This is a genomic window from Priestia sp. FSL R5-0597, assembly GCF_038006305.1.
GTDB lineage: Bacteria > Bacillota > Bacilli > Bacillales > Bacillaceae_H > Priestia > Priestia zanthoxyli.
This window is the reverse complement of record NZ_JBBOUZ010000001.1, coordinates 1,581,107-1,600,435: the sequence shown is the minus strand read 5'-3', so window position 1 is coordinate 1,600,435 and position 19,329 is coordinate 1,581,107. Positions and strand designations below refer to the sequence as shown.

General features: G+C 37.4%; 19 protein-coding genes. 6 read left to right on the top strand and 13 right to left on the bottom strand.

Annotated features, from left to right (window positions below):
- Positions 1–295: 295 nt before the first annotated feature.
- From MKX72_RS08085 to MKX72_RS08070, 4 genes are all read right to left on the bottom strand, one after another.
- Entirely contained in the window at positions 296–1,747 is a 1,452-nt protein-coding gene (locus tag MKX72_RS08085; RefSeq protein WP_033578516.1) for a glycoside hydrolase family 68 protein, read from the bottom strand.
- 590 nt (positions 1,748–2,337) lie between these two features.
- Positions 2,338–3,798 carry a protein adenylyltransferase SelO gene (locus MKX72_RS08080; RefSeq protein WP_033578515.1) on the bottom strand — a complete coding sequence of 487 codons (1,461 nt, stop codon included), beginning with the start codon at positions 3,796–3,798 and terminating at the stop codon, positions 2,338–2,340.
- 273 nt (positions 3,799–4,071) lie between these two features.
- Positions 4,072–5,529, bottom strand: a complete 1,458-nt coding sequence (locus MKX72_RS08075) for a glycoside hydrolase family 32 protein (RefSeq protein WP_034266694.1) — start codon at positions 5,527–5,529, stop codon at positions 4,072–4,074.
- Between the two features lie 21 nt (positions 5,530–5,550).
- On the bottom strand, positions 5,551–6,792 hold the full coding sequence (locus tag MKX72_RS08070; protein WP_028413935.1) for an MFS transporter: 1,242 nt from the start codon (positions 6,790–6,792) through the stop codon (positions 5,551–5,553).
- 326 nt (positions 6,793–7,118) lie between these two features.
- Between MKX72_RS08070 and MKX72_RS08065 the strand changes: the two genes are divergently transcribed.
- Positions 7,119–8,102 carry a LacI family DNA-binding transcriptional regulator gene (locus MKX72_RS08065; RefSeq protein ID WP_028413936.1) on the top strand — a complete coding sequence of 328 codons (984 nt, stop codon included), beginning with the start codon at positions 7,119–7,121 and terminating at the stop codon, positions 8,100–8,102.
- Between the two features lie 90 nt (positions 8,103–8,192).
- Positions 8,193–8,402: an alpha/beta-type small acid-soluble spore protein gene (locus MKX72_RS08060; protein WP_013058452.1), complete on the top strand. Its 210-nt coding sequence runs from the start codon at positions 8,193–8,195 to the stop codon at positions 8,400–8,402.
- Between the two features lie 89 nt (positions 8,403–8,491).
- On the opposite strand, the gene MKX72_RS08055 is transcribed toward MKX72_RS08060, so the two are convergent.
- On the bottom strand, positions 8,492–8,692 hold the full coding sequence (locus MKX72_RS08055) for a hypothetical protein (protein ID WP_028413937.1): 201 nt from the start codon (positions 8,690–8,692) through the stop codon (positions 8,492–8,494).
- 369 nt (positions 8,693–9,061) lie between these two features.
- Complete coding sequence (locus tag MKX72_RS08050) at positions 9,062–10,447, bottom strand: amino acid permease (RefSeq protein WP_033578512.1); 1,386 nt, start codon at positions 10,445–10,447, stop codon at positions 9,062–9,064.
- A gap of 464 nt (positions 10,448–10,911) precedes the next feature.
- On the opposite strand from MKX72_RS08050, the gene MKX72_RS08045 reads away from it, so the two are divergent.
- Positions 10,912–11,643: a ZIP family metal transporter gene (locus MKX72_RS08045; RefSeq protein ID WP_033578511.1), complete on the top strand. Its 732-nt coding sequence runs from the start codon at positions 10,912–10,914 to the stop codon at positions 11,641–11,643.
- A 96-nt stretch (positions 11,644–11,739) separates the two neighbouring features.
- Here MKX72_RS08045 and MKX72_RS08040 read toward each other — a convergent pair whose 3' ends face one another.
- From MKX72_RS08040 to MKX72_RS08025, 4 genes are all read right to left on the bottom strand, one after another.
- Positions 11,740–11,964, bottom strand: coding sequence for a hypothetical protein (locus tag MKX72_RS08040; RefSeq protein ID WP_028413940.1), 225 nt, complete (start codon positions 11,962–11,964; stop codon positions 11,740–11,742).
- Positions 11,965–12,111: 147 nt separating this feature from the next.
- Complete coding sequence (locus MKX72_RS08035; protein WP_155008590.1) at positions 12,112–13,698, bottom strand: DNA-binding protein; 1,587 nt, start codon at positions 13,696–13,698, stop codon at positions 12,112–12,114.
- 181 nt (positions 13,699–13,879) lie between these two features.
- Positions 13,880–14,026, bottom strand: coding sequence for a hypothetical protein (locus MKX72_RS08030; protein WP_155017158.1), 147 nt, complete (start codon positions 14,024–14,026; stop codon positions 13,880–13,882).
- 68 nt (positions 14,027–14,094) lie between these two features.
- A complete protein-coding gene (locus tag MKX72_RS08025; RefSeq protein WP_165635728.1) occupies positions 14,095–14,238 on the bottom strand; it encodes a hypothetical protein in 144 nt (47 codons plus the stop codon).
- A 216-nt stretch (positions 14,239–14,454) separates the two neighbouring features.
- Here MKX72_RS08025 and MKX72_RS08020 point away from each other — a divergent pair, with 216 nt between their 5' ends.
- Together MKX72_RS08020 and MKX72_RS08015 are read left to right on the top strand one after the other, a co-directional pair.
- The gene (locus MKX72_RS08020) at positions 14,455–16,128 is read left to right on the top strand and encodes a ribonuclease J (RefSeq protein WP_034266664.1); all 1,674 of its coding nucleotides are present in this window, start codon (positions 14,455–14,457) and stop codon (positions 16,126–16,128) included.
- A gap of 227 nt (positions 16,129–16,355) precedes the next feature.
- Positions 16,356–16,508 carry a YpzG family protein gene (locus tag MKX72_RS08015; protein WP_014460817.1) on the top strand — a complete coding sequence of 51 codons (153 nt, stop codon included), beginning with the start codon at positions 16,356–16,358 and terminating at the stop codon, positions 16,506–16,508.
- Between the two features lie 44 nt (positions 16,509–16,552).
- On the opposite strand, the gene MKX72_RS08010 is transcribed toward MKX72_RS08015, so the two are convergent.
- The 3 genes from MKX72_RS08010 to MKX72_RS08000 all read right to left on the bottom strand — a co-directional run bounded on the left by MKX72_RS08010 (position 16,553) and on the right by MKX72_RS08000 (position 18,849).
- Positions 16,553–16,693, bottom strand: a complete 141-nt coding sequence (locus tag MKX72_RS08010; RefSeq protein WP_013082476.1) for a hypothetical protein — start codon at positions 16,691–16,693, stop codon at positions 16,553–16,555.
- Positions 16,694–16,762: 69 nt separating this feature from the next.
- The gene (locus tag MKX72_RS08005; RefSeq protein ID WP_155008592.1) at positions 16,763–18,106 is read right to left on the bottom strand and encodes an amino acid permease; all 1,344 of its coding nucleotides are present in this window, start codon (positions 18,104–18,106) and stop codon (positions 16,763–16,765) included.
- Positions 18,107–18,225: 119 nt separating this feature from the next.
- Positions 18,226–18,849, bottom strand: a complete 624-nt coding sequence (locus MKX72_RS08000; RefSeq protein ID WP_155008593.1) for a LysE family transporter — start codon at positions 18,847–18,849, stop codon at positions 18,226–18,228.
- 170 nt (positions 18,850–19,019) lie between these two features.
- On the opposite strand from MKX72_RS08000, the gene MKX72_RS07995 reads away from it, so the two are divergent.
- A complete protein-coding gene (locus tag MKX72_RS07995) occupies positions 19,020–19,256 on the top strand; it encodes a hypothetical protein (RefSeq protein WP_155008594.1) in 237 nt (78 codons plus the stop codon).
- Positions 19,257–19,329 lie beyond the last annotated feature (73 nt).

Genomic DNA, 19,329 nt, shown 5'->3' with positions numbered 1-19,329 from the left:
ATTCCCTACTACTACAAGTTATTTCACCTATAAGTACCATCATGTCATACTAATCTATGAAAGCGTTTCAAGCCATTATATGTAAATATATTAAGTTAGTCAACCTTGCATGTCAACCGGTTTCATTCTTAAAGTTATAGTCTGTCTGAATGTTTCATTTTCTTTGAATAACTGTGAATCTGTATATACTACTTTTTCATTTTACTTAGCACTGCAGTTACAGCATATTTTTGCTTACATAATAAAACGAAAGAAAACAGCAGCAGTTGTCGCCATTCTCTTTCGTTTTTAAAAATTATTTATCTGCAGTTAATTGTCCTTGTTGTAAAATACTATTTTTCACAACAGCTGTTTTTGATCCTTTAATACTTAACAAGAAGCTAGGAGCAAACGTAGAGTGTTCCTCTGAATAGAAGCCTCTGTTTGTCATGTAACTTGTAATCACGACATTGTCTCCTTTAACTTGCGGAACTGCAAAATGTGAATACGTGAACGTTTTGTCATTAGGATCGAGGTTCATATGTAAAACAAGTCCTGTATCATTTAGCGGTTTGTATTTTCCTGTCAGCGTATTTGATACGTATCCTAGCATATATACGTCATCTTGGCCGATACCATCAATGGTCATTTTAGACCCGCGAGAATCTGTGAATAAGTACCATTTTCCATCTTTTTTGAATACATTTGCGCGTTCAATTTCATCTGTTACCGTGTTTGAGGTAATCAGTGGATCCATTACTTTTTTTAAGGTATAGTCGTTATTTAGTTCTACAATGCCTAATGCGCCGTTTGCTAAAGAGGCTTTCTTTTTATTAGAACTCTGCAGTAATTTCTCTTTTTCTGATTGGAAAAATGGATTGTTTCCACCGTAGTAAGCTCGATTGTAAAGAGAATCCTCCCCTTGATAACCATCTTCAGTTCCTGTGTTTGCTTCAAACACAAGGTATTTATGCCCTTTATCTTCTACATAGTGAGGATCTCTCAACGTATGATTATCTTCTGAACCATATGCGCCTTCGTCGATAAACTGCTGAATATTTTGATATTTTTTACCATCACCATCAAAAATGGATTTATGATCTTCAACACCTTCAATTTTTAACGTATCTGCACTTGGCTGAGATACATTTACTTGAGCTGTTGTTAAAGTTTGTTTTCCATAGTTTGTACCTGAAAAATTAGTATAGAATAAGCGTACTTTTCCGTCTGATGTTAAAGTAGCAGATCCTGACCATTCTTGTGTTTGTTTTTTCAAATGAGGGTCATTCGGTACAAATTTATCACTGTCTTTGAACACTCTTCCTGCATTTTTCCAACTGTCAATCGACTCTTCACCTATTTTTTTATAAAACACATAAATAGATGTATCATCCGCATCTTTAGGATTGCCTGCTAGCGCAAATACAACTTGGTAACCATGGTAGTTGGCTACTGTTCCGTCAGCATTTTGCAGAGGCCAGCTGTCCCATACGTCTAAGTCAATTAAATTACCCGATTTATCATACCCTTTTGCAGAGGCAATATTTTTGATTGTTGCTTTATCAAAAGCTGGAACTTTAAACTGTTCGCTTTTTTGCTGCTGAGGAATTTTCAGCATGTTATCACGTGTAATATGAGAAACTCTATAATTATTATTTGTATCTTTATGATTGCTTTCAGCTGCCCATGTTTGAGATCCAGCACCTACTAACATAGCTGCAGCAAAAGATAATGCTGTTGTTCGCTTTGCGATTTTCTTAATGTTCATCTGTTTTCTCCCTTTTGTATCATACTTTTTCTTGTGTTACTCACAAGTGATCCATTTTCTATGTATCGAGAAGTCATATCCATCTGGCGAAATAACAGAACCGGTTCCATTACCTTTCCAAGATTACTTGCATAATATTGAAAAGTCAAATAGGTAAAATGGAGTGATCATACCCTTTTTTATCCCTTTGTTTTTTTAATTTAGTTATAAAGTCTTAAATCTTTAACTTTTTAATTAAATCGGCAAATTCATCATCATATTTAACCTACTATTCTTTTATAAGCTTTTCTACAGCTGTTAAAGTACCCAGGCTTCAAGAAAATATCGTTAATGTATTTTTTGTGAAATAGTGGAATAATTTATTATATAATAGTTTCTACTGGTAATAATAAGAGACAAAAGAATTAGGTAATCTCTTTTTATTTTGATTCTTTTATACTGTTAAATTTTATGCAGCTCTTCCCAAGTAATCGCTATCATTTCAATTAATCAATCATACATTTTTCAGGAAATCAAAAAGAGCTCTTTATAAAGAGCTCTTTTTGGTTTCATTTATGCTGTCTTTAAATAGCTGTTCTTATCTAAATAAATCAAGTGCCGCAGTACGTTTGATAAGGCTGATTAGACGGAGCAGACGGTGTACAATACTCTGACTGATCCGGCGATTCATATGGGCTAGAAAGCACTTCTAGAAGATCTTCCATAACGCTGTAGTCTCCTTTTTGTGCTGCATCTAGCGCTGCTTCTACTCGGTGATTTCGAGGAATGACAGCGGGATTGTTATGTTTCATAAGCTCTTCCGACTCTGCTTTAGATTGTTTTTGTCTGCCTAGTCTTTTCTGCCATAACTCCTGCCACTGTGCAAATTCTTCGCTTTCAAACAGTTCACTCTTTCCTAGCTTATTGAAAGTTAATGCACGAAATGTATTTGTATAGTCAGCTTTATAGGTTTTCATCATGGTAAGAAGCTCTTGGAATAATGCTTCATCTTCTTTTTCTTCGTTAAAAAGCCCAAGTTTAGCCTGCATACCCGCCAGCCAGTTTTCTCGATAGAATTTTGGAAATTCCGTCACGGCGTTTTGTGCTATTTCAACTGCTTTTTCTATATCTTGATCCAACAGAGGTAATAAAGCTTCAGCAAACCTCGCAAGATTCCACCCTGTAATGCCTGGTTGATTTTGATATGCATAGCGCCCTTGTACATCAATTGAACTAAATACAGTTTCTGGATCATAGGTATCCATAAATGCACATGGCCCATAATCAATTGTTTCTCCGCTAATTGTCATATTATCCGTATTCATGACGCCATGAATAAAACCAATAAGCTGCCATTTAGCAACTAGGGTAGCGTGACGCTTAATCACTTCTTGAAGCAATGATAAATATTTTTTTTCATTCTTTTCTATGTGGGAGAAGTGACGTTCTAATGCATAGTCAGCTAAAGCTTGAAGGTTTTCGACTGTTCCCCATTTTGCAGCAAATTGAAATGTGCCAAAACGAAGGTGACTGGAAGCTACACGCGTCAAAATCGCCCCCGGCAGTTCTTTTTCGCGAACAATGGATTCGCCTGTTGTTACGACTGCCAGGCTCCGAGTAGTCGGAATACCAAGGGCCTGCATCGCCTCACTAATCATATACTCACGCAGCATAGGTCCCAGAGCTGCACGACCGTCTCCACCCCGGGAATACGGAGTTCGGCCTGAGCCTTTAAGCTGAAGATCCACTCGTTCACCCGAAGGCGTAACTTGCTCCCCTATCAGCATAGCCCGTCCGTCTCCTAGCATGTTAAAGTGGCCAAATTGATGCCCCCCATAAGCTTGTGCAAGCGGGAAAGCACCTTTTGGAACACTGTTTCCAGCCAAAATGCTAACTCCTTCTTGGCTTTGCAGCTGTTCTTTTTGTAACCCTAGAGATGCGGCTAAAGAGTCGTTAAATTTGACTATTTTAGGTGAACTCACTGGATTAGGATCAAGAGGCGTAAAAAAAATGTTTGGTAACTCCGCATAGCTATTACGTAAATTCCATCCTGTTTCTTTTTGATTAGTCATCGTATCTCCTTTTCTTCTTGTGTCTTAAAACATAACTCTTTTCTTTACTGATCGTGGTTTTATAAGTGCAGCAGCCCTGCTCTATCCTGCTTTCTTTTGGGCATCTTAGAGCAGGACAGTTTCTCTTTCATTCATTATCTCTTTTACTATTATATCGTATTTGCTCGTACTTTTAATCTAAAGTGCCTTATCCATTTATATACCGCCACTTTGTTGACGAGCTATTAAATGCTCAAAAAAGAAGAAGTATTAATATACTTCTTCCTCTGTATTTTACCCCCAAATATCTTTTAAATTCCAATACGTTAACTCTTTTACGATTACGTCTCCTCCTTCAGTAAATAACTCAATTCCAAGCCTGCTTTCTTTTGGATAAATGCGGCTTGTCATGGTAGCTTGTCCTTCGTTTGCAAATACTTCGATGGAAGAACGATCCACAAATATTCGTAAAGCTAGTGTCTCACCTGCTTGCAACGCTACTTTCCTCACTCCATCTTCTTTTCCCGAGTGAGTACAGTCAAGCACTAGCTTTTGCTCATTAAGGTTATAACACATAAGCGTTTCATCATTGTTTATTCCACAAATTTTTATTCCTACTGATGAAGCTTGGCAGTCCGCTAAATCAAATACAGCTTGTATCTCTAGCAAATCTTCATTTACTTCTACTACACAGCTTTCAGAAAGAGCTTTATTGGTTAGCATATTATATTGAGTTTTCCGAAGTGATGTCAGCTCTTGGACGGGGTTCATTAACACTTTATCCTCTCTTAAAGTTAGTTCTCTCGGAAGCGTTAGCGCACCGCACCATCCATCCTCTTTCGTTGGCATATTAGCTTCCCACATGTCCATCCACCCGATTGCAATTCGTCTTCCTTTATCATCTAAAAGCGTTTGAACAGCATAAAAATCGTGGCCGTGATCTAATTCAGTAAATGACCCATGATGAAAGGTATTGGTTTCATAACTATATTCTCCAACTAAATATCCCGTTTGGAAAAGGTTGTGATAGGAATCACCTTTTGCTTCTATCCCTTGAGGAGAAATCATTAACACATGCTTTCCGTCTAACTCAAAGAAGTCCGGACACTCCCACATATATCCTAGATCTCCATCGCTTTTAGCAAGGACGCCAACATATTCCCATTTTCGTAAATTTGAAGACCGGTATAAAATAACGCGTCCCTCTTGTTTCTTTGTTGAGTTTCCTAGAATCATATACCAGAAATCCTCGTGCTTCCATACTTTAGGGTCTCGAAAATGATGAGAACTATCTGCCGGCGGCTCCGCAATAACTGGGTTGACCTCTACTTTTTCAAAGGTAATGCCGTCTTTACTAACAGCTATATTTTGGTTTTGAAAAAAAGTATCCAGCTCTTTGTCTATATAATTATGTCCTGTATAAATTAGCGTAAGCTCTCCTTCGTTATCCACGGCACTTCCAGAAAAACATCCATCTTTATCAAATGTATCTCCAGGAGCTAAAGCAATCGGTAAATGCTGCCAATGAACAAGATCTTTGCTTTTGACATGTCCCCAATGCATCGGTCCCCAATTCTCGTCATAAGGATGATGTTGATAAAAAACATGATATTCTCCTTTATACTGAACCAACCCATTCGGATCATTAATCCAGTTCGCTGGCGCCATAATATGATACCCTAACCGATATTGATGATTTACCTTTTTCTCTGCTTCATTTAATGAACGTTGAGCTTGCTCGATTTTATTTATCGTTAACATCATCATATCCCCCTATATAATCTGCGTGTTTTCTTGTACATCTTTTCTTATAAACTTATGTTTTTTAGAGTTTAGTAGTGTAAACATGGAAATAACGTTAAATACCAAAACCATACCTCCCATAATTAAATAGGTACGGGAAAAGCCTACGCTATCATATAATCCTCCCGCTATGGGTGAAAGAACTGAAGCACCTATTTGTGAAGCGAATTGGAATCCAACCAAATAAAGGATAGAAGATAGGCGCGTGTCAAAGTTAGCTGCCAAATATTTAAAGATGGCAATGAGCATAATAGGAAGTTCTAATGCATGAATAAGCTTCATCGAAGATATTCCAATTGGACCAACCACAAGTCCTGACCCAATAATACGAAATCCCATTAGAAATCCTGCTAAAATCAAACTATTTTTTGCACCGATCTTATTTACAATAAACGGTGCTGCGAACATCATTCCGGCTTCTAAAAATACTTGAAACGAATTTAAGTAGCCAAATACTTGATTACCTATCGATTCAGTAGGAAACAAAGATGCGTAATAGATAGGAAATTGCTGATCGTATACCCCATACACGCACGTAACGCCAACAACATAAATCATAAAAAACCAAAATTCCTTCAATAAGAATAAATTACCTACATCTCTCAGCGTGACAGATTCAGCTTTTTCCATTTCATAGCTGCTCATTTCTACCTTCACAGAAAAAATAATAGCCACTAGGATAACCGCTGAAACGGATGCCACCCAAAAATTAATATGAGGATTAATGTTAAATAGTTGTCCTGCAAAGAATGTAGCTGCAGCCCAGCCTAATGACCCCCACATTCTAGATTTCCCGTACTCAAATTTATATTTTCGGCTGACTTTCTCTATGTATGTTTCAATCGCTCCGATGCCCGCCAAAAACGCTACTCCTAAATATAAGCCTCCAATAATAGCTCCTATCAACACATTGTATTGAAGTAAGGGCCCATAAACAAAAATATAAAATGGTCCTACAAACACTAAAAGACAGCTAATAAAAAATAAAATGTGCTTCTTTAAACCTATCCTGTCAGATATATATCCGTACAAAGGCTGCATACACAATGCAAAGATAGCGTTTACAGAAAAGATTAAGCCTGTAGCTGATCCGTTCAACTTAATCTCTTGCCCTAACCAGATAGAAAATAAAGAGTAGCTCGACGACCACGTAAAAAAGAAGAAGAAAAAATATGCACTCAGCTTCCAATATAAACTTTTTGAACTTTTCATTTTAGTTACCCCTTTAGCTTAAGATATAAAATCTTTTATCTAACAAAATGAAAGCACTTTCAACTTGATTTTATGTCAACCGGTTTCATATGTCAACCGGTTTCACATTTTATATTGCAAAAAGCTTGTATTAGGCGTAAAAGTGGGCTTTGTGGTATGTTTAAGTTGTTCAATAAACCGTTTACAATCCTTACATAGATTTTTATGTATCAAAATAAAACGTAGCGACTGGAAAGCTGCTTGCTTGATTGCATTTATTTTAAGGCTTTTCCACAGCAGATATATACTATAAAAGCAAGGTTTTGGAGAAATTAGGAGGAAACTAGATGAAAGCCAAAATTAGTGATGTAGCAAAAATTGCAGGTGTTTCACCGACTACAGTTTCTCGTGTATTAAATAACCGTGGTTACATAAGCAAAGAAACGCGAGAAAATGTCTATAAAGCAATGAAAGAAATTAATTATTTCCCAAATGATATTGCGCGTTCATTATTTAATAAGCGAACAAATTTAATCGGGATGATTGTCCCGCAAACGAGCAACCCTTTTTTCGGAGAGTTAGCCTTTCATATTGAAAGTATATGTGCTTCCCTTAACTACAAAGTACTTCTTTGTAACAGTCTGAATCGCATTGATAAAGAAAAAAAATATGTAGAAATGCTTATCAGAAATCAGGTAGACGGTGTTATTGCCGTTACTTATAATAGAGGTATTTTTGATTCCGAAAGTCAAAGCCTTCCTGTAGTAGCAGTCGATCATTATTTATCAAAAGATATTCCTACCGTATCTTCTGATAACTATTCTGGAGGAGAACAAGCCACGGAATTGCTTATTTCAAAAGATTGTAAGCATATTATTCATATTAACGGTCCCCTTAAACTTGAAACTCCAGCTAACTTAAGAAGGAAAGCATATGAAAACGTGATGAAACAGTACGGAAAACAGCCTATCACGTATGAGATTTCAAATACCTTTGACCGCAACATTCAGCGAGAAACTATTTCTAAGGTTTTTGAAGAACATCCGGAAGTAGACGGTATTTTTGCAAGCGATGACTTACTTGCAGCTTTAGTAGTTGCTGAAGCACAAAAAAGAGGAAAATGCATCCCAAAAGATTTAAAAATCGTGGGCTATGATGGAACAGAAGCCAGTCAGACTTTGTTACCTGGCCTAACTACAATTCAACAGCCAATCGAATCGATTGCTCAAACAGCCATTGATATTTTACTAAAAGAAATTGAAGGAGAATTTAGTAATGTCCCCCGTGAAATCTGTCTTCCTGTTAAGCTTCTAGAAGGGCAAACGACGTAAAAATATGTTTTTTATAAAATAAATATCAGTTTGTTGCATATTCTTCTTCCTTTATTCACACCTTAACGTTACAGAAAGGAGTTGAATACAATGGCAAACAATAAAAGCAGCAATAATAATGAATTATTAGTATACGGAGCTGAACAAGCAATCGATCAAATGAAATATGAAATCGCTAGCGAGTTCGGAGTAAATTTAGGAGCTGACACTACTGCACGTGCAAACGGATCAGTAGGCGGCGAAATCACAAAACGTCTTGTACAATTAGCTGAGCAACAACTTGGCGGCGGACGTTTCTAAGACAATTTCATACACACCATGACTTAAGGAAGAATGGATATCCATTCTTCCTTTTCATATATTTAATTTCCATCTTTATATAAAAATTATTATTGCTCATCTTCTTTACTGACTGATTTTGTTTTTCCTTTCTTTAGTACAGCACTGATTCCTAAACAACAGACAGCTGCTATCCATCCGGAGATGAGAAAATAAACAGAAGTATTTGCAAAGAGTGTACCTATTAAAATAAACAGGCCTCCGAGAATAATAAAAAAGACGTGACCTTCACCAATTTTTTTCACCTTCATCACCTCTCCCCTACCTGCGTATACAAACTAATGTTCAGATACAAAAGAAACTTCTTGATAAACAAGAAGTTTTCTTACGTCCGTTTCTTTTTCAATAAAAAATAAAGGTGTTTTCTTTTTATTTATTCAACAAAACCACTCAATATTCTTCTCAATTACGTGCTATTTAATAATTTCTTCTGTTTTATACTCTTTCATAAATACATCAATAACATCTCCTGCTTCCTCGTTCTCCTCCTGCATTTGAACGAGTATTTCGTTTTGTGCATTTAATGACATTTTTTCTTATGTCTTTTATTTAAGCAAAACAAAAAAACGGCTTTTATCAGCCGTTTTTTTGTTTTGCTTTTCGATTATGAAAAAGCATATTTATTTCTTTATTTGACCGTTCTCTGTATCAGGTATCATACGTTTATTGATTCCGAATGCGTAAAAACTAATGACAACGAGAGCGAGGAAAATAACCCCTACAATAAGTGAAATACGCGTTTCATCATTAAACCACATGCCTACAAGCACCATTAGTAGAAAAGCAATGGTTACATAGTTCGTTACAGGCGCAAAAGGCATTTTGAAAGGATGACTATCCATTTCAGCACCTTTAGCTTTACGGAAACGAATTTGGCTGATAAGAATAATGAACCAAGGAATCATTCCAGGAAGCACGCTAGCACTGTATACATAAACAAATACATTAGGTGGAGCGATGTAGTTTAAAATAACACCAATTACTAATCCAATCATAACAGCGAGCGTACTGTAAATTGGAACGCCGTTGCGAGAAATTTTTGTAAAGAATTTAGGTGCTTGACCGTTTACACCGAGCGTATAAAGCATGCGTCCTGCACTAAAGATTCCGCTATTACAGCCTGACATCGCTGCCGTAATGACTACAAAGTTAATGATACCTGCAGCTGCCGTAACACCAACTTTAGCAAATGTAGATACAAATGGACTTCCTAAAGAATCTAACTCATTCCAAGGATATACCGTCACGATGACGAAAATAGCGCCAATATAAAAAATTAAAATGCGCCAGATGATGCTTTGAATTGCGCTTGTTAACGTTTTTTTAGGATCCTTTGCTTCACCAGCTGTAATCCCAATTAGCTCGACTCCTTGATAAGCTGCAATAACAAGAGATAGCGCGAAGAAAAAGCCTGACCATCCGCCTGCAAAGAAGCCTCCGTGTGCCCAAAGATTTGATAACCCGATTGCGTCTCCATCATTTCCAAATCCAAAGAAAATTAATCCAAGTCCCGCGATAATCATTAAAATAATTGTTACAATTTTAATCATCGCAAACCAAAATTCAAACTCTCCAAATGATTTCACTGAAACTAAGTTTGCTGTGCCTAAAATCAACATGGCGATAATACCAGGCACCCAAGCTGGTAAATGAGGGAACCAGTAATGCATATATGCTCCTACCGCTATAATTTCGGACATCCCTACGATTACAAATTGAAACCAGTTACTCCAAGCAGCCATATAACCTGCTAATGGATGAATATATTTGTGGCCAAATGTAGCGAATGAACCTGTGCTTGGTTCCATGTACAGCATTTCGCCCATAGCACGCATAATAAAGAAAATAAACATTCCGCAAATTGCGTAAGCAAGCAATACCGATGGACCTGTCCATTGAATCGTGCTTGCTGATCCCATAAATAATCCAACGCCAATTGTTCCACCAAGCGCGATCATTTGAATGTGACGAGATTCTAAGCCTCTTTTTAACTCTTTGTCTGCCATTCCATTTCCTCCTCCTAAACTTGTTATAGCTCTGTTAGGAAAGATACTTTCTGTTTCTGATGGAACAGCTGTCGTTTTTAAATCATTCCATTTTTACCTAGTACCTTTACAACTAAACTATTTTTTCTATTTTTAGCTATTCGACTGTATAATTACTTATTTTATAATAATAAATTTTCCTCAGAAATACAATTGTTTTTTTCAGAAAAACACTTAAGTAAACCATTTACCTCTGTCAAATCAGTCATTTTCGTAAAATAGTTTTTCATTTCAGTATAATTAAAATTTTATGAATATTAAAATAAATATAGTCTCAGCTTGGATGCTGGAACACTCTCTTTCACAAGGATAACGAAATGAAACCATTACTTAATCGAATAAATTCCTTTTTTCTACTTTTACGTTTTTTCTTTCTTTTCTTAGGGAAAGTATCCATAGAAAATAGAGATGAGGAGGGATTTTTCATGTGGCAAGCTGCGATGTGGGGCGGAATTTCAGGATCAGCTGTCCTTCTTGGTGCTTTGGCAGCAGTTTTTTTGCCTATCGGCAAAAAGATAATTGGTTATATTATGGCTTTTGGGACGGGTGTATTAATTGGAGCATCTACCTATGAGCTGCTTGGAGACTCGGTTCATAGCGGCGGGTTAAAAGCTACTTCTCTTGGGTTCCTTGCGGGGGCTGTCGTTTTTACTTTTTTAGACTATCTAATTTCACGTCAAGGAGCGAATAAAAGAAAGAGGTCTACAAAACAAATGGCCGCGAATAGTTCTGGAATTGCTATATTTATAGGAACCGTCATGGATGCAATCCCAGAGTCCATTATGATTGGAGCTAGCTTAATTGAAAAAGCAACCGTTAGCTGGCTTCTTGTTATCGCTATTTTTATAAGTAATATTCCTGAAGGACTGTCCAGTACGACCGGTCTAGTAAAAAGTGGATTCTCTAAGAGGAAAATTTTTTTACTATGGGCAGCTGTTTTGTTCATTTCAGCTTTTAGTTCATGGACAGGCTTTGTTTTTTTAGATCATGCATCTGAGACACTTATGGCTGCTATTGCTGCTTTTGCCGGCGGTGGTATTATTGCTATGGTAGGTTCTACAATGATGCCAGAGGCCTATGAAGAAGGAGGTTCTATTACAGGATTGATTGCTGCACTTGGATTACTTGCTTCATTGATACTGGATCATTTTTCTTAATCGGCTTCATACTACTTTTATCGTTTCCAAGTAGAAAACAGAAAGCCTTCTACTTGGAGATATTTATCTCAAGCACATTATGATAAATGTGTCTTCTTAATAAATAAAATCGTAGTTCTCTCTTATTTCCTGAGTAAAAGCTTTCCAATCCGTAGCTTCAAATTCCGCATCCCGTGCTTTTAACTCTTTTTCCATTCCTTGAATCTCTTGAACAGCTTCTATTGTTCTTTCACTTCCTGGCCCTACTCTCCAAATTAATTCTTTGTATTCTTTAATTTTATCCATTAGATAACCTGTCTCTAATTCTTTATATTTAGACATATTAGCTGACTCCTTTTACTTCATTCTTTCTTCTAAGATATCATATTTCTCCTTTATGGATAAGCCTCTCCTCTGACGTTTCTTTAACCTCAAAGATAGGAAATACAACAACAAAAAAGCAAGCACAAGTGCTTGCTTTCACTATTATTAAGGCAGTGGTTCAACCGCTACGTTCCCTACCGTTACAGCTTCTGTATATGCGTTCGTACTGCTTTGGCGTAAACGGAGATTAGCACTCCCCGCTGCACTTGGATTTAGTTGGACATTTACAACCTTTTCTCCATTTCCAGCTGCGTCCGTTGTAATTGAAAAATTGCTGCTGTATCCATAGGATGACGGCCAGCTTCCATCTGCGTTTTGGACTTTAGCAATTTGAGTTCCCGATCCGTTATATACACCTAGATTAAACGTGCTGTACGCAGTGTTAGCTGAAAGCCCGCTTACCTTTACGCGTATTTGGAATACGCCGCTCGTTGGTAAAATGGCTTGATGTTCAAATGTGTAAGCACTAGCAGTTGGTGGTTGCGTAGTTCCACCTTTATAACCATATGAACCAGATGCAAAAGTTGACGTATCGTACCATTTATACCCTGCTGTAGGTGAAGACCATGGTTCTGGCTGAGGCTCAGTGGACTGACTTGGCGTTTCCGACGAAAGTAATGCTGTAGCTTGATCCAATTGAAGTCCTGATACTTGATTCAAAGAAATATAGCTTTCTTGCTTCGCTAACCAATTGACCATATTTACAAGCAGTGTAGAATCGTCTTGTTCCTTAAATCCGTCATATGTGGTTTTAGAAGATCCTGTATCTTCTCGTTTATATTTTGGTGTAGCATCTTCAACCGGTGAAGAATCTCCTATAAAAGCAGCTTTACCTGCCCCTACTTTTGAAACAGCAGCAAAAGGACCTTCTGCTCTTCCCCCTCCGTTATACACTCCTTGATCTACAGCATTTGACCATTTTGCCGTTGTCTTAGGAAGATACACAATTCCTTTTGCTTTGTTTGGGTCCGTAATTGCAACCGTAGAACCTGCATGCATAGCAACGGTGGAAACACCTAGCGTAATACCGAATGCTTGAGAAGGAGATACAATATCATTGGCTGTCACATCACCAATGGCATTATAGCGAAAGCGAACACCAAAGTTACTTGCTAACCAGTCAGAACTTGTTACGTTTTGCATTGCCTCAGAGTTTGCTTCTTCCGTTGTCATGCCTTTTGCTGGGTTTGTCCATGCTCCACGACGGTACCCGTTAAAAACTTCTGAAGAATCCCAGCGGTTTTTGTTTCGGTCTGCATTGTAATGATCAGCAATAAAGAAGACGCTTCCCCCGTTCTGAACATATTGTAAAAGGGCAGCTTGTTCAGAAGATTTATACGGAATATTTGCTTCTGGCACAACAAACACACTATAGCCGCTAAGGTCACTGTATGTAATCGGCGTAGATTTCCGCAGCTCTTTTACATCAAACCCGCTGCCAGCCAGCCCTTTCCCAAAATCAGAAAAACCTCCGTCAATAACCCAATCTGCTGTACCCGCCGTTTGACCATGGGTATTATCAAACAAGATTTTTTTACCATTGTTTTCATTTACAACAGAAGCTTTAATTTCTGGTGCAGGGTCAGCAGCGCTTTCTGCTGATGCTGGATGAGTAGTAAAAGGCAGTGAGATAGATAAAGCTGTACACATTGTCAAAACGGCATAACCTACGCGATTATATTTTTTCCGCATATAAAATGCTCCCCTCAAATTTTTGCAACGCTTGTCTTTTCAAGAGGATTATAGCAGGTTCATTTATGATTTTTTTAAATTTATTGTAAATAATATATATTTTTTCAAAAAAGGTTCTTTATACCTTATATTTGTCGAGACATTCCCTTTTAAATATGCCCATGATTATATGTAAAATTTGTTAACGATAACGACTTGAATATTCGAGAATACTGCGCAGCATTTGACGTGTACTCTTTGATTCGTTTGCGCGTTCTTTATATTCAAGAGGACGACTAGGCGTTGACTTATTTTCTTCTTTATACTGAGAATTTTTGTGTTCTGACACGTTTTTTCACTTCCCTATCTCTATTTTATCCAGAGCAGCTCAAAGCTGCTCTTTTGTCTGTCACTCTTTTATTTGTTATGACGACTTGCTTTTGCTTTTTGAAGCTCATCTGTATGAATATCGTTTGATAAAATATTTTTATTCACATTATCAACAGGAGCTGCTGCACTGCTGCTGACTCCTTGGTTTGTGCTTTTATTTTGTTTACTCATTTCATCCACCTCCATGTGTAACGTCTATATTTTATGGAGTTATAAAAAGAAAATAAGAGGTAGTATTAGGAAAATGACTTTCTTTTCTTTTTGCTTGCATCCTCATATTGAATAAAAATAAAATCTCCATATTTAACAGAATGCACCAGAAATAAATGTTCATACTAAGAGTAGAAATTCTGCATATTCATTTTGAAAATATAGGAGGAACTAAGTGTGAGTACAAATAGAAACACACTATCCATTTTTGCTTTAGGGGGCATTAATGAAATAGGAAAAAATATGTATGCCGTTCAATATGATGATGACATCATTGTAATTGACTGTGGCTCTAAATTCCCTGACGAAAGTTTATTAGGAATTGATTTGATCATACCTGATATTACATACTTGCAAGAGAACCGAGAAAAAGTTCGAGCACTGGTTGTTACACATGGTCATGAAGATCATATCGGAGGTATTCCTTATCTTCTAAAACAGTTAAGCCTCCCCATTTATGCAACAAGCCTTACACTCGGATTAATCGATATTAAACTCCAGGAGCATCAATTATCTGCTGAGACGGAGCTTATTGAAATCAACGAAGAGTCAGAAATTACATTAGGCAATATTCCGCTTTCTTTTTTTAAAACGAATCACAGCATTCCAGATTGTCTTGGAATTGTCTTTCATACGCCTGAAGGAGCTGTTGTACATACGGGAGATTTTAAGTTTGATTTAACTCCTGTTAACGACCAATATCCAGATCTTCATAAAATGGCGAAAATCGGCAGTGAAGGTGTACTGGCTTTAATATCAGAAAGTACAAATGCTGAACGCCCCGGATTTACACCTTCAGAAAAGCTAGTTGGCAAACATATAGAAGAAGCTTTTCGTAAAGCAAAGCGAAAAGTGATTATTTCTACTTTCGCCTCGAATGTTAACCGCGTACAGCAAATTGTCGATGCAGCGATTAAAACGAACAGAAAGCTTGCGCTGCTAGGAAGAAGCATGGTTAACGTTGTATCAGTTGCCTTAGAGAAAGGATATTTAACCATTCCTGAAGGGATGCTGATTGAACCTTATGAAGTACATTCACTTGCGCCTGAACAAGTCGCTATTCTCTGCACTGGAAGCCAAGGCGAGCCGATGGCCGCTTTATCTAGATTAGCCAGCGGAAATCATCGACAAGTAGAGATTCTTCCTGAAGACACGGTCATTTTATCAGCAGGGCCTATTCCTGGCAATGAACGTAATATCTCTCGTATTGTCGACAGTCTTTTCACACTCGGGGCTCATGTGATTTACGGTTCAGGAAGCGCAACAGGCATGCACGTATCAGGACATGGCTATCAAGAAGAGCTAAAATTAATGGCTACATTGATGAAGCCAAAGTATTTTATCCCCATTCACGGTGAGTTTCGAATGCTTCATCACCACAGCTTATTAGCAGAATCCGTAGGGGTGGAAAAAGCGAACATTTTTATTATAAATAACGGTGATATTGTCGACATCAAGGGCGGAACAGCTGTTCAAACAAGAAAAATCTCTGCAGGCAATGTATATGTAGATGGGTTTGGCATTGGGGATGTTGGAAATGCGGTTTTACGTGACCGCAAACAGCTTTCAGAAGATGGTATGCTGGTTATTGTGATTACTTTAAATAAAACGGAAGGAAAAATTGTGTCGGGTCCAGATACAATTTCGCGAGGTTTTGTTTATACAAGAGACTCAGAGCAGCTATTAAAAGACGTTAATCGACAAGTGACTAAAATTGTAAATCAATTGCAAAAAGCGCACGTTCACCAATGGAACATCATGAAAAAAGAAATTAAGACCACCCTTGGACAGTTCTTATATAACCAAACGAAAAGAAGACCTATGATTCTTCCCATCATTATTGAAGTTTAATCCCTCCAGCAAAAACTGCCTTAGTCCCCACTAAGGCAGTTTTTCCCTTATAAATCCGAAGCTTAACCTAAAGTTAGAAGTTGCCTTCTGTAGTTTATGAATAGGCACTGCTTTTATATGTATGGTTAAAAGTGTTAGGTGTATTTCTTCTTTTTTACCCCATTCTATAAGAGAGATATTTCACCGCAAATATCTTGTGAAAGTATCCTATCCTTGAGGTGATTATGATGAATGATAAAAATCATGTAGATCAGCATTCAGAACTATTCCGCCACAACTGGACGAGACCGAAGCGTTCAAAGTCCCAAGTAAATGGACATACAGAGATGTCTCAAACGAACATCATCTTGCGAAGTAATGCAAAAGCTCATCGTTGGTAAGGATACACTTCAACAAAAAAAAGACGCGAACGCGTCTTTTTTTGTTATTGGCCGTCTGCCCCGCTTTGAGTTATCTTGCGAATATGACCATCTTCATAATTATTTTCTCGTAGCGCTTTTGCTTTGTCATCTACTACTTGTTTTTGATCTACTTGTGAAGAAGGAGTCTGCTTGTTTTTTGGCATGATCATAACCACCTTTTATTTTGTAATTGTACAACGTGCATAGTGTCCCTCATAAAGATTAAATATATGTTAACTAGCGGCTTCTTCTTCTTTCCACTTATGGCGCAGTTTTAAAATAACAAGGCTTATAACAATTAAAAAGCCTAAGCTTGCAAAGAAACCTGGTCTGCTTGCAGATTCTAACAGCGTACCGCTTACTGCTAGCAGGATTAATAAGAGGCCAACAGCTTGTTTTACTTTATCCCAAACGGTTTGTTTAATTAAGCGATGAAACGAAATTAAAATAAAAAACCAGTTATAAATCAGCATCAGTCCAGCTGCTGTTGTAATGTACTCATAAATTTTCCCGGGCAATAGCAAGGAAAGGACAATAGAAATAACTAATCCCGCTGTTGTTAAAAGTAAAGCCGGTAAAGGAAACTGCAGCTTTTTCTGTTTTTGTTTTGAAAACAATGCAGGAGCATCTCCATCTTCTGAAAGAGTGACAATCATTGTTGTTACGGAAAAAAAAGACGCTGACATCGTTGAGAAACCCGCAATAATCATTGCTCCATTAAAAACATGAGGAAAAAATGGAAGATGATATGTTTCTAAAGCCTTTATAAATGGACTTTGATTTCCATGGAAATCATGAAATGGCACAATTAAAATAGCTAAACTCAGTGAAACAATATAAATAATTCCAAGAAGAATAAGCATACTTCTTCCCGCTTTCGGTGCGTCTTCTTTTTTTTGTAAACGAACCGTCATGATTCCCATGACTTCGATGCCGCCGAAAGCATAAAAGGCATAAAGCAAAGCGCCCCATAAACCTAAAAATCCATGAGGAAATACTTCATTTATCGTTCGCGGCACTCCTTGTTTTGCACCTTCGTCAAGAAATCCAAATAAAGCGAGACTAGCTAATACAATAAACATTAAAATAGCAGCCACTTTTGTGACAGCAAATACATTTTCCATTCGTTCAAAGCCTTTTGTCCCGATTAATACAACACTAATGCCTAAAACAGCATAAATAGAGGCAAAGACCCACAGTGGAATATCTTCAAACCAAAAACGTGTAAAAAGAGATAAAGCCGTGAGCTGACTCCCCATGATCAGCATCTCTGAACTCCAGTACACCCATCCGCTGCTAAATCCTGCCCATCTTCCATAAGCTTTTTTAGCATAGGAGCGAAACGAACCTTTTTGAGGATCTTGAGCACTCATTTTAGCAAGCGCCTCAAATACAATAAATGTGCATACTCCTGCCAGTAAAAAAGCAATTAAAACAGAGGGCCCGGCTGCTTTTATGGCAATACTTGATCCTAAAAAATAGCCTGTGCCGATTATGCATCCTACTCCGATTAAAGACAGCTGCCACCATTTTAATTTCCCTTCAACTTGACTTCCGCAGCCTATTTTCTTTTTCAAACTATCACTCCTCACACTTCGATGTAGTGTGTGATAGTTTGAAAAATTTATGCGTAAAAAGAAGCATCTTTTCTATTATTTTTCAACGTACTGAAAACACTTTAGATTCAGCACTTCTTTTAGCCTAATTGCTGTGCGGCTTGCCAGCCGAAATATAGGCCAAACCCTATTAAAGATAACCCCGATACAACGGACACGGCAGTTAAAAACGTCGCAGCTAAGTATCGTCGAAACGTGCTTGCTAAAGCTGCCATCGCAATATCCCAGGCCAGAATTCCCGTAAAAATAGCGCAGCTATATAAGATAAGCTGTTCAGTTTCATATGTATTAGCCGCTTTTGCTAAAACAGAGCCATAAATGCCAAGCCAAAAGAGAATTGTAAGCGGATTCGTTAATGACAGCAAAAAACCTGAGAAAAAACACTTTAACACAGAATCACCGTTTGTTTTTCTATGCTGTGTAATCCTCCCTGCACCCATTAGCCCCTCAACACCTGTATAAATTAATACAAAGCACCCAAACGAAAAAAGAAACGTTTTCATAAAATCGCTACTTAAAAAATGAACGGATCCAAAATAAACTACAAGCATATAAAGAGCGTCAACCGATGTTGCTCCTATACCTAAGAACCAAGCATGCAAAAAACCACTTTTAATTCCTTTATCAAGCTGAGCTGCATTGATTGGACCGATTGGCGCAGCTAATGATAGCCCTAATAATACATAGCTGAAAAAAGCCCCCACATAAATCCACCCTCTATCACTTCTAAGATTTTATAAATTGAACTATGATAAATCTATGCAACCTGCTTAGCTTGTACTACGTAATTTTTATTTTATTTCTAAATCCTTTTGTATAGCTACGAAGAACCAGCGCATGTTAACTGTAAATACTATACAGAAGGATGAGAGGCATGAATTCATACACTCATATTAAAGAAGCACTACAATTAGCTGAACAAGCTGTTTGTCAAGGGCAGATGAATTTGGATGCAGCCAATTTTCAAAAAGCTCAAATGCAGTTGAATATGGTTCAGCAGCAAATTAATGAACAAAAAGAAGCGGCGTCTGGTGATAAAGAATTAAATCGAATGGAAGAACACTTAAGACATTTACGCGAAGCACAGCAAGCTATTCAGCAAAATTTTTAATAAGAGTAATAAACATAACTGTTTTCTCACTTCCAGATAAACAAATCTGAAAAAGCTCTAAGAACACACTGCG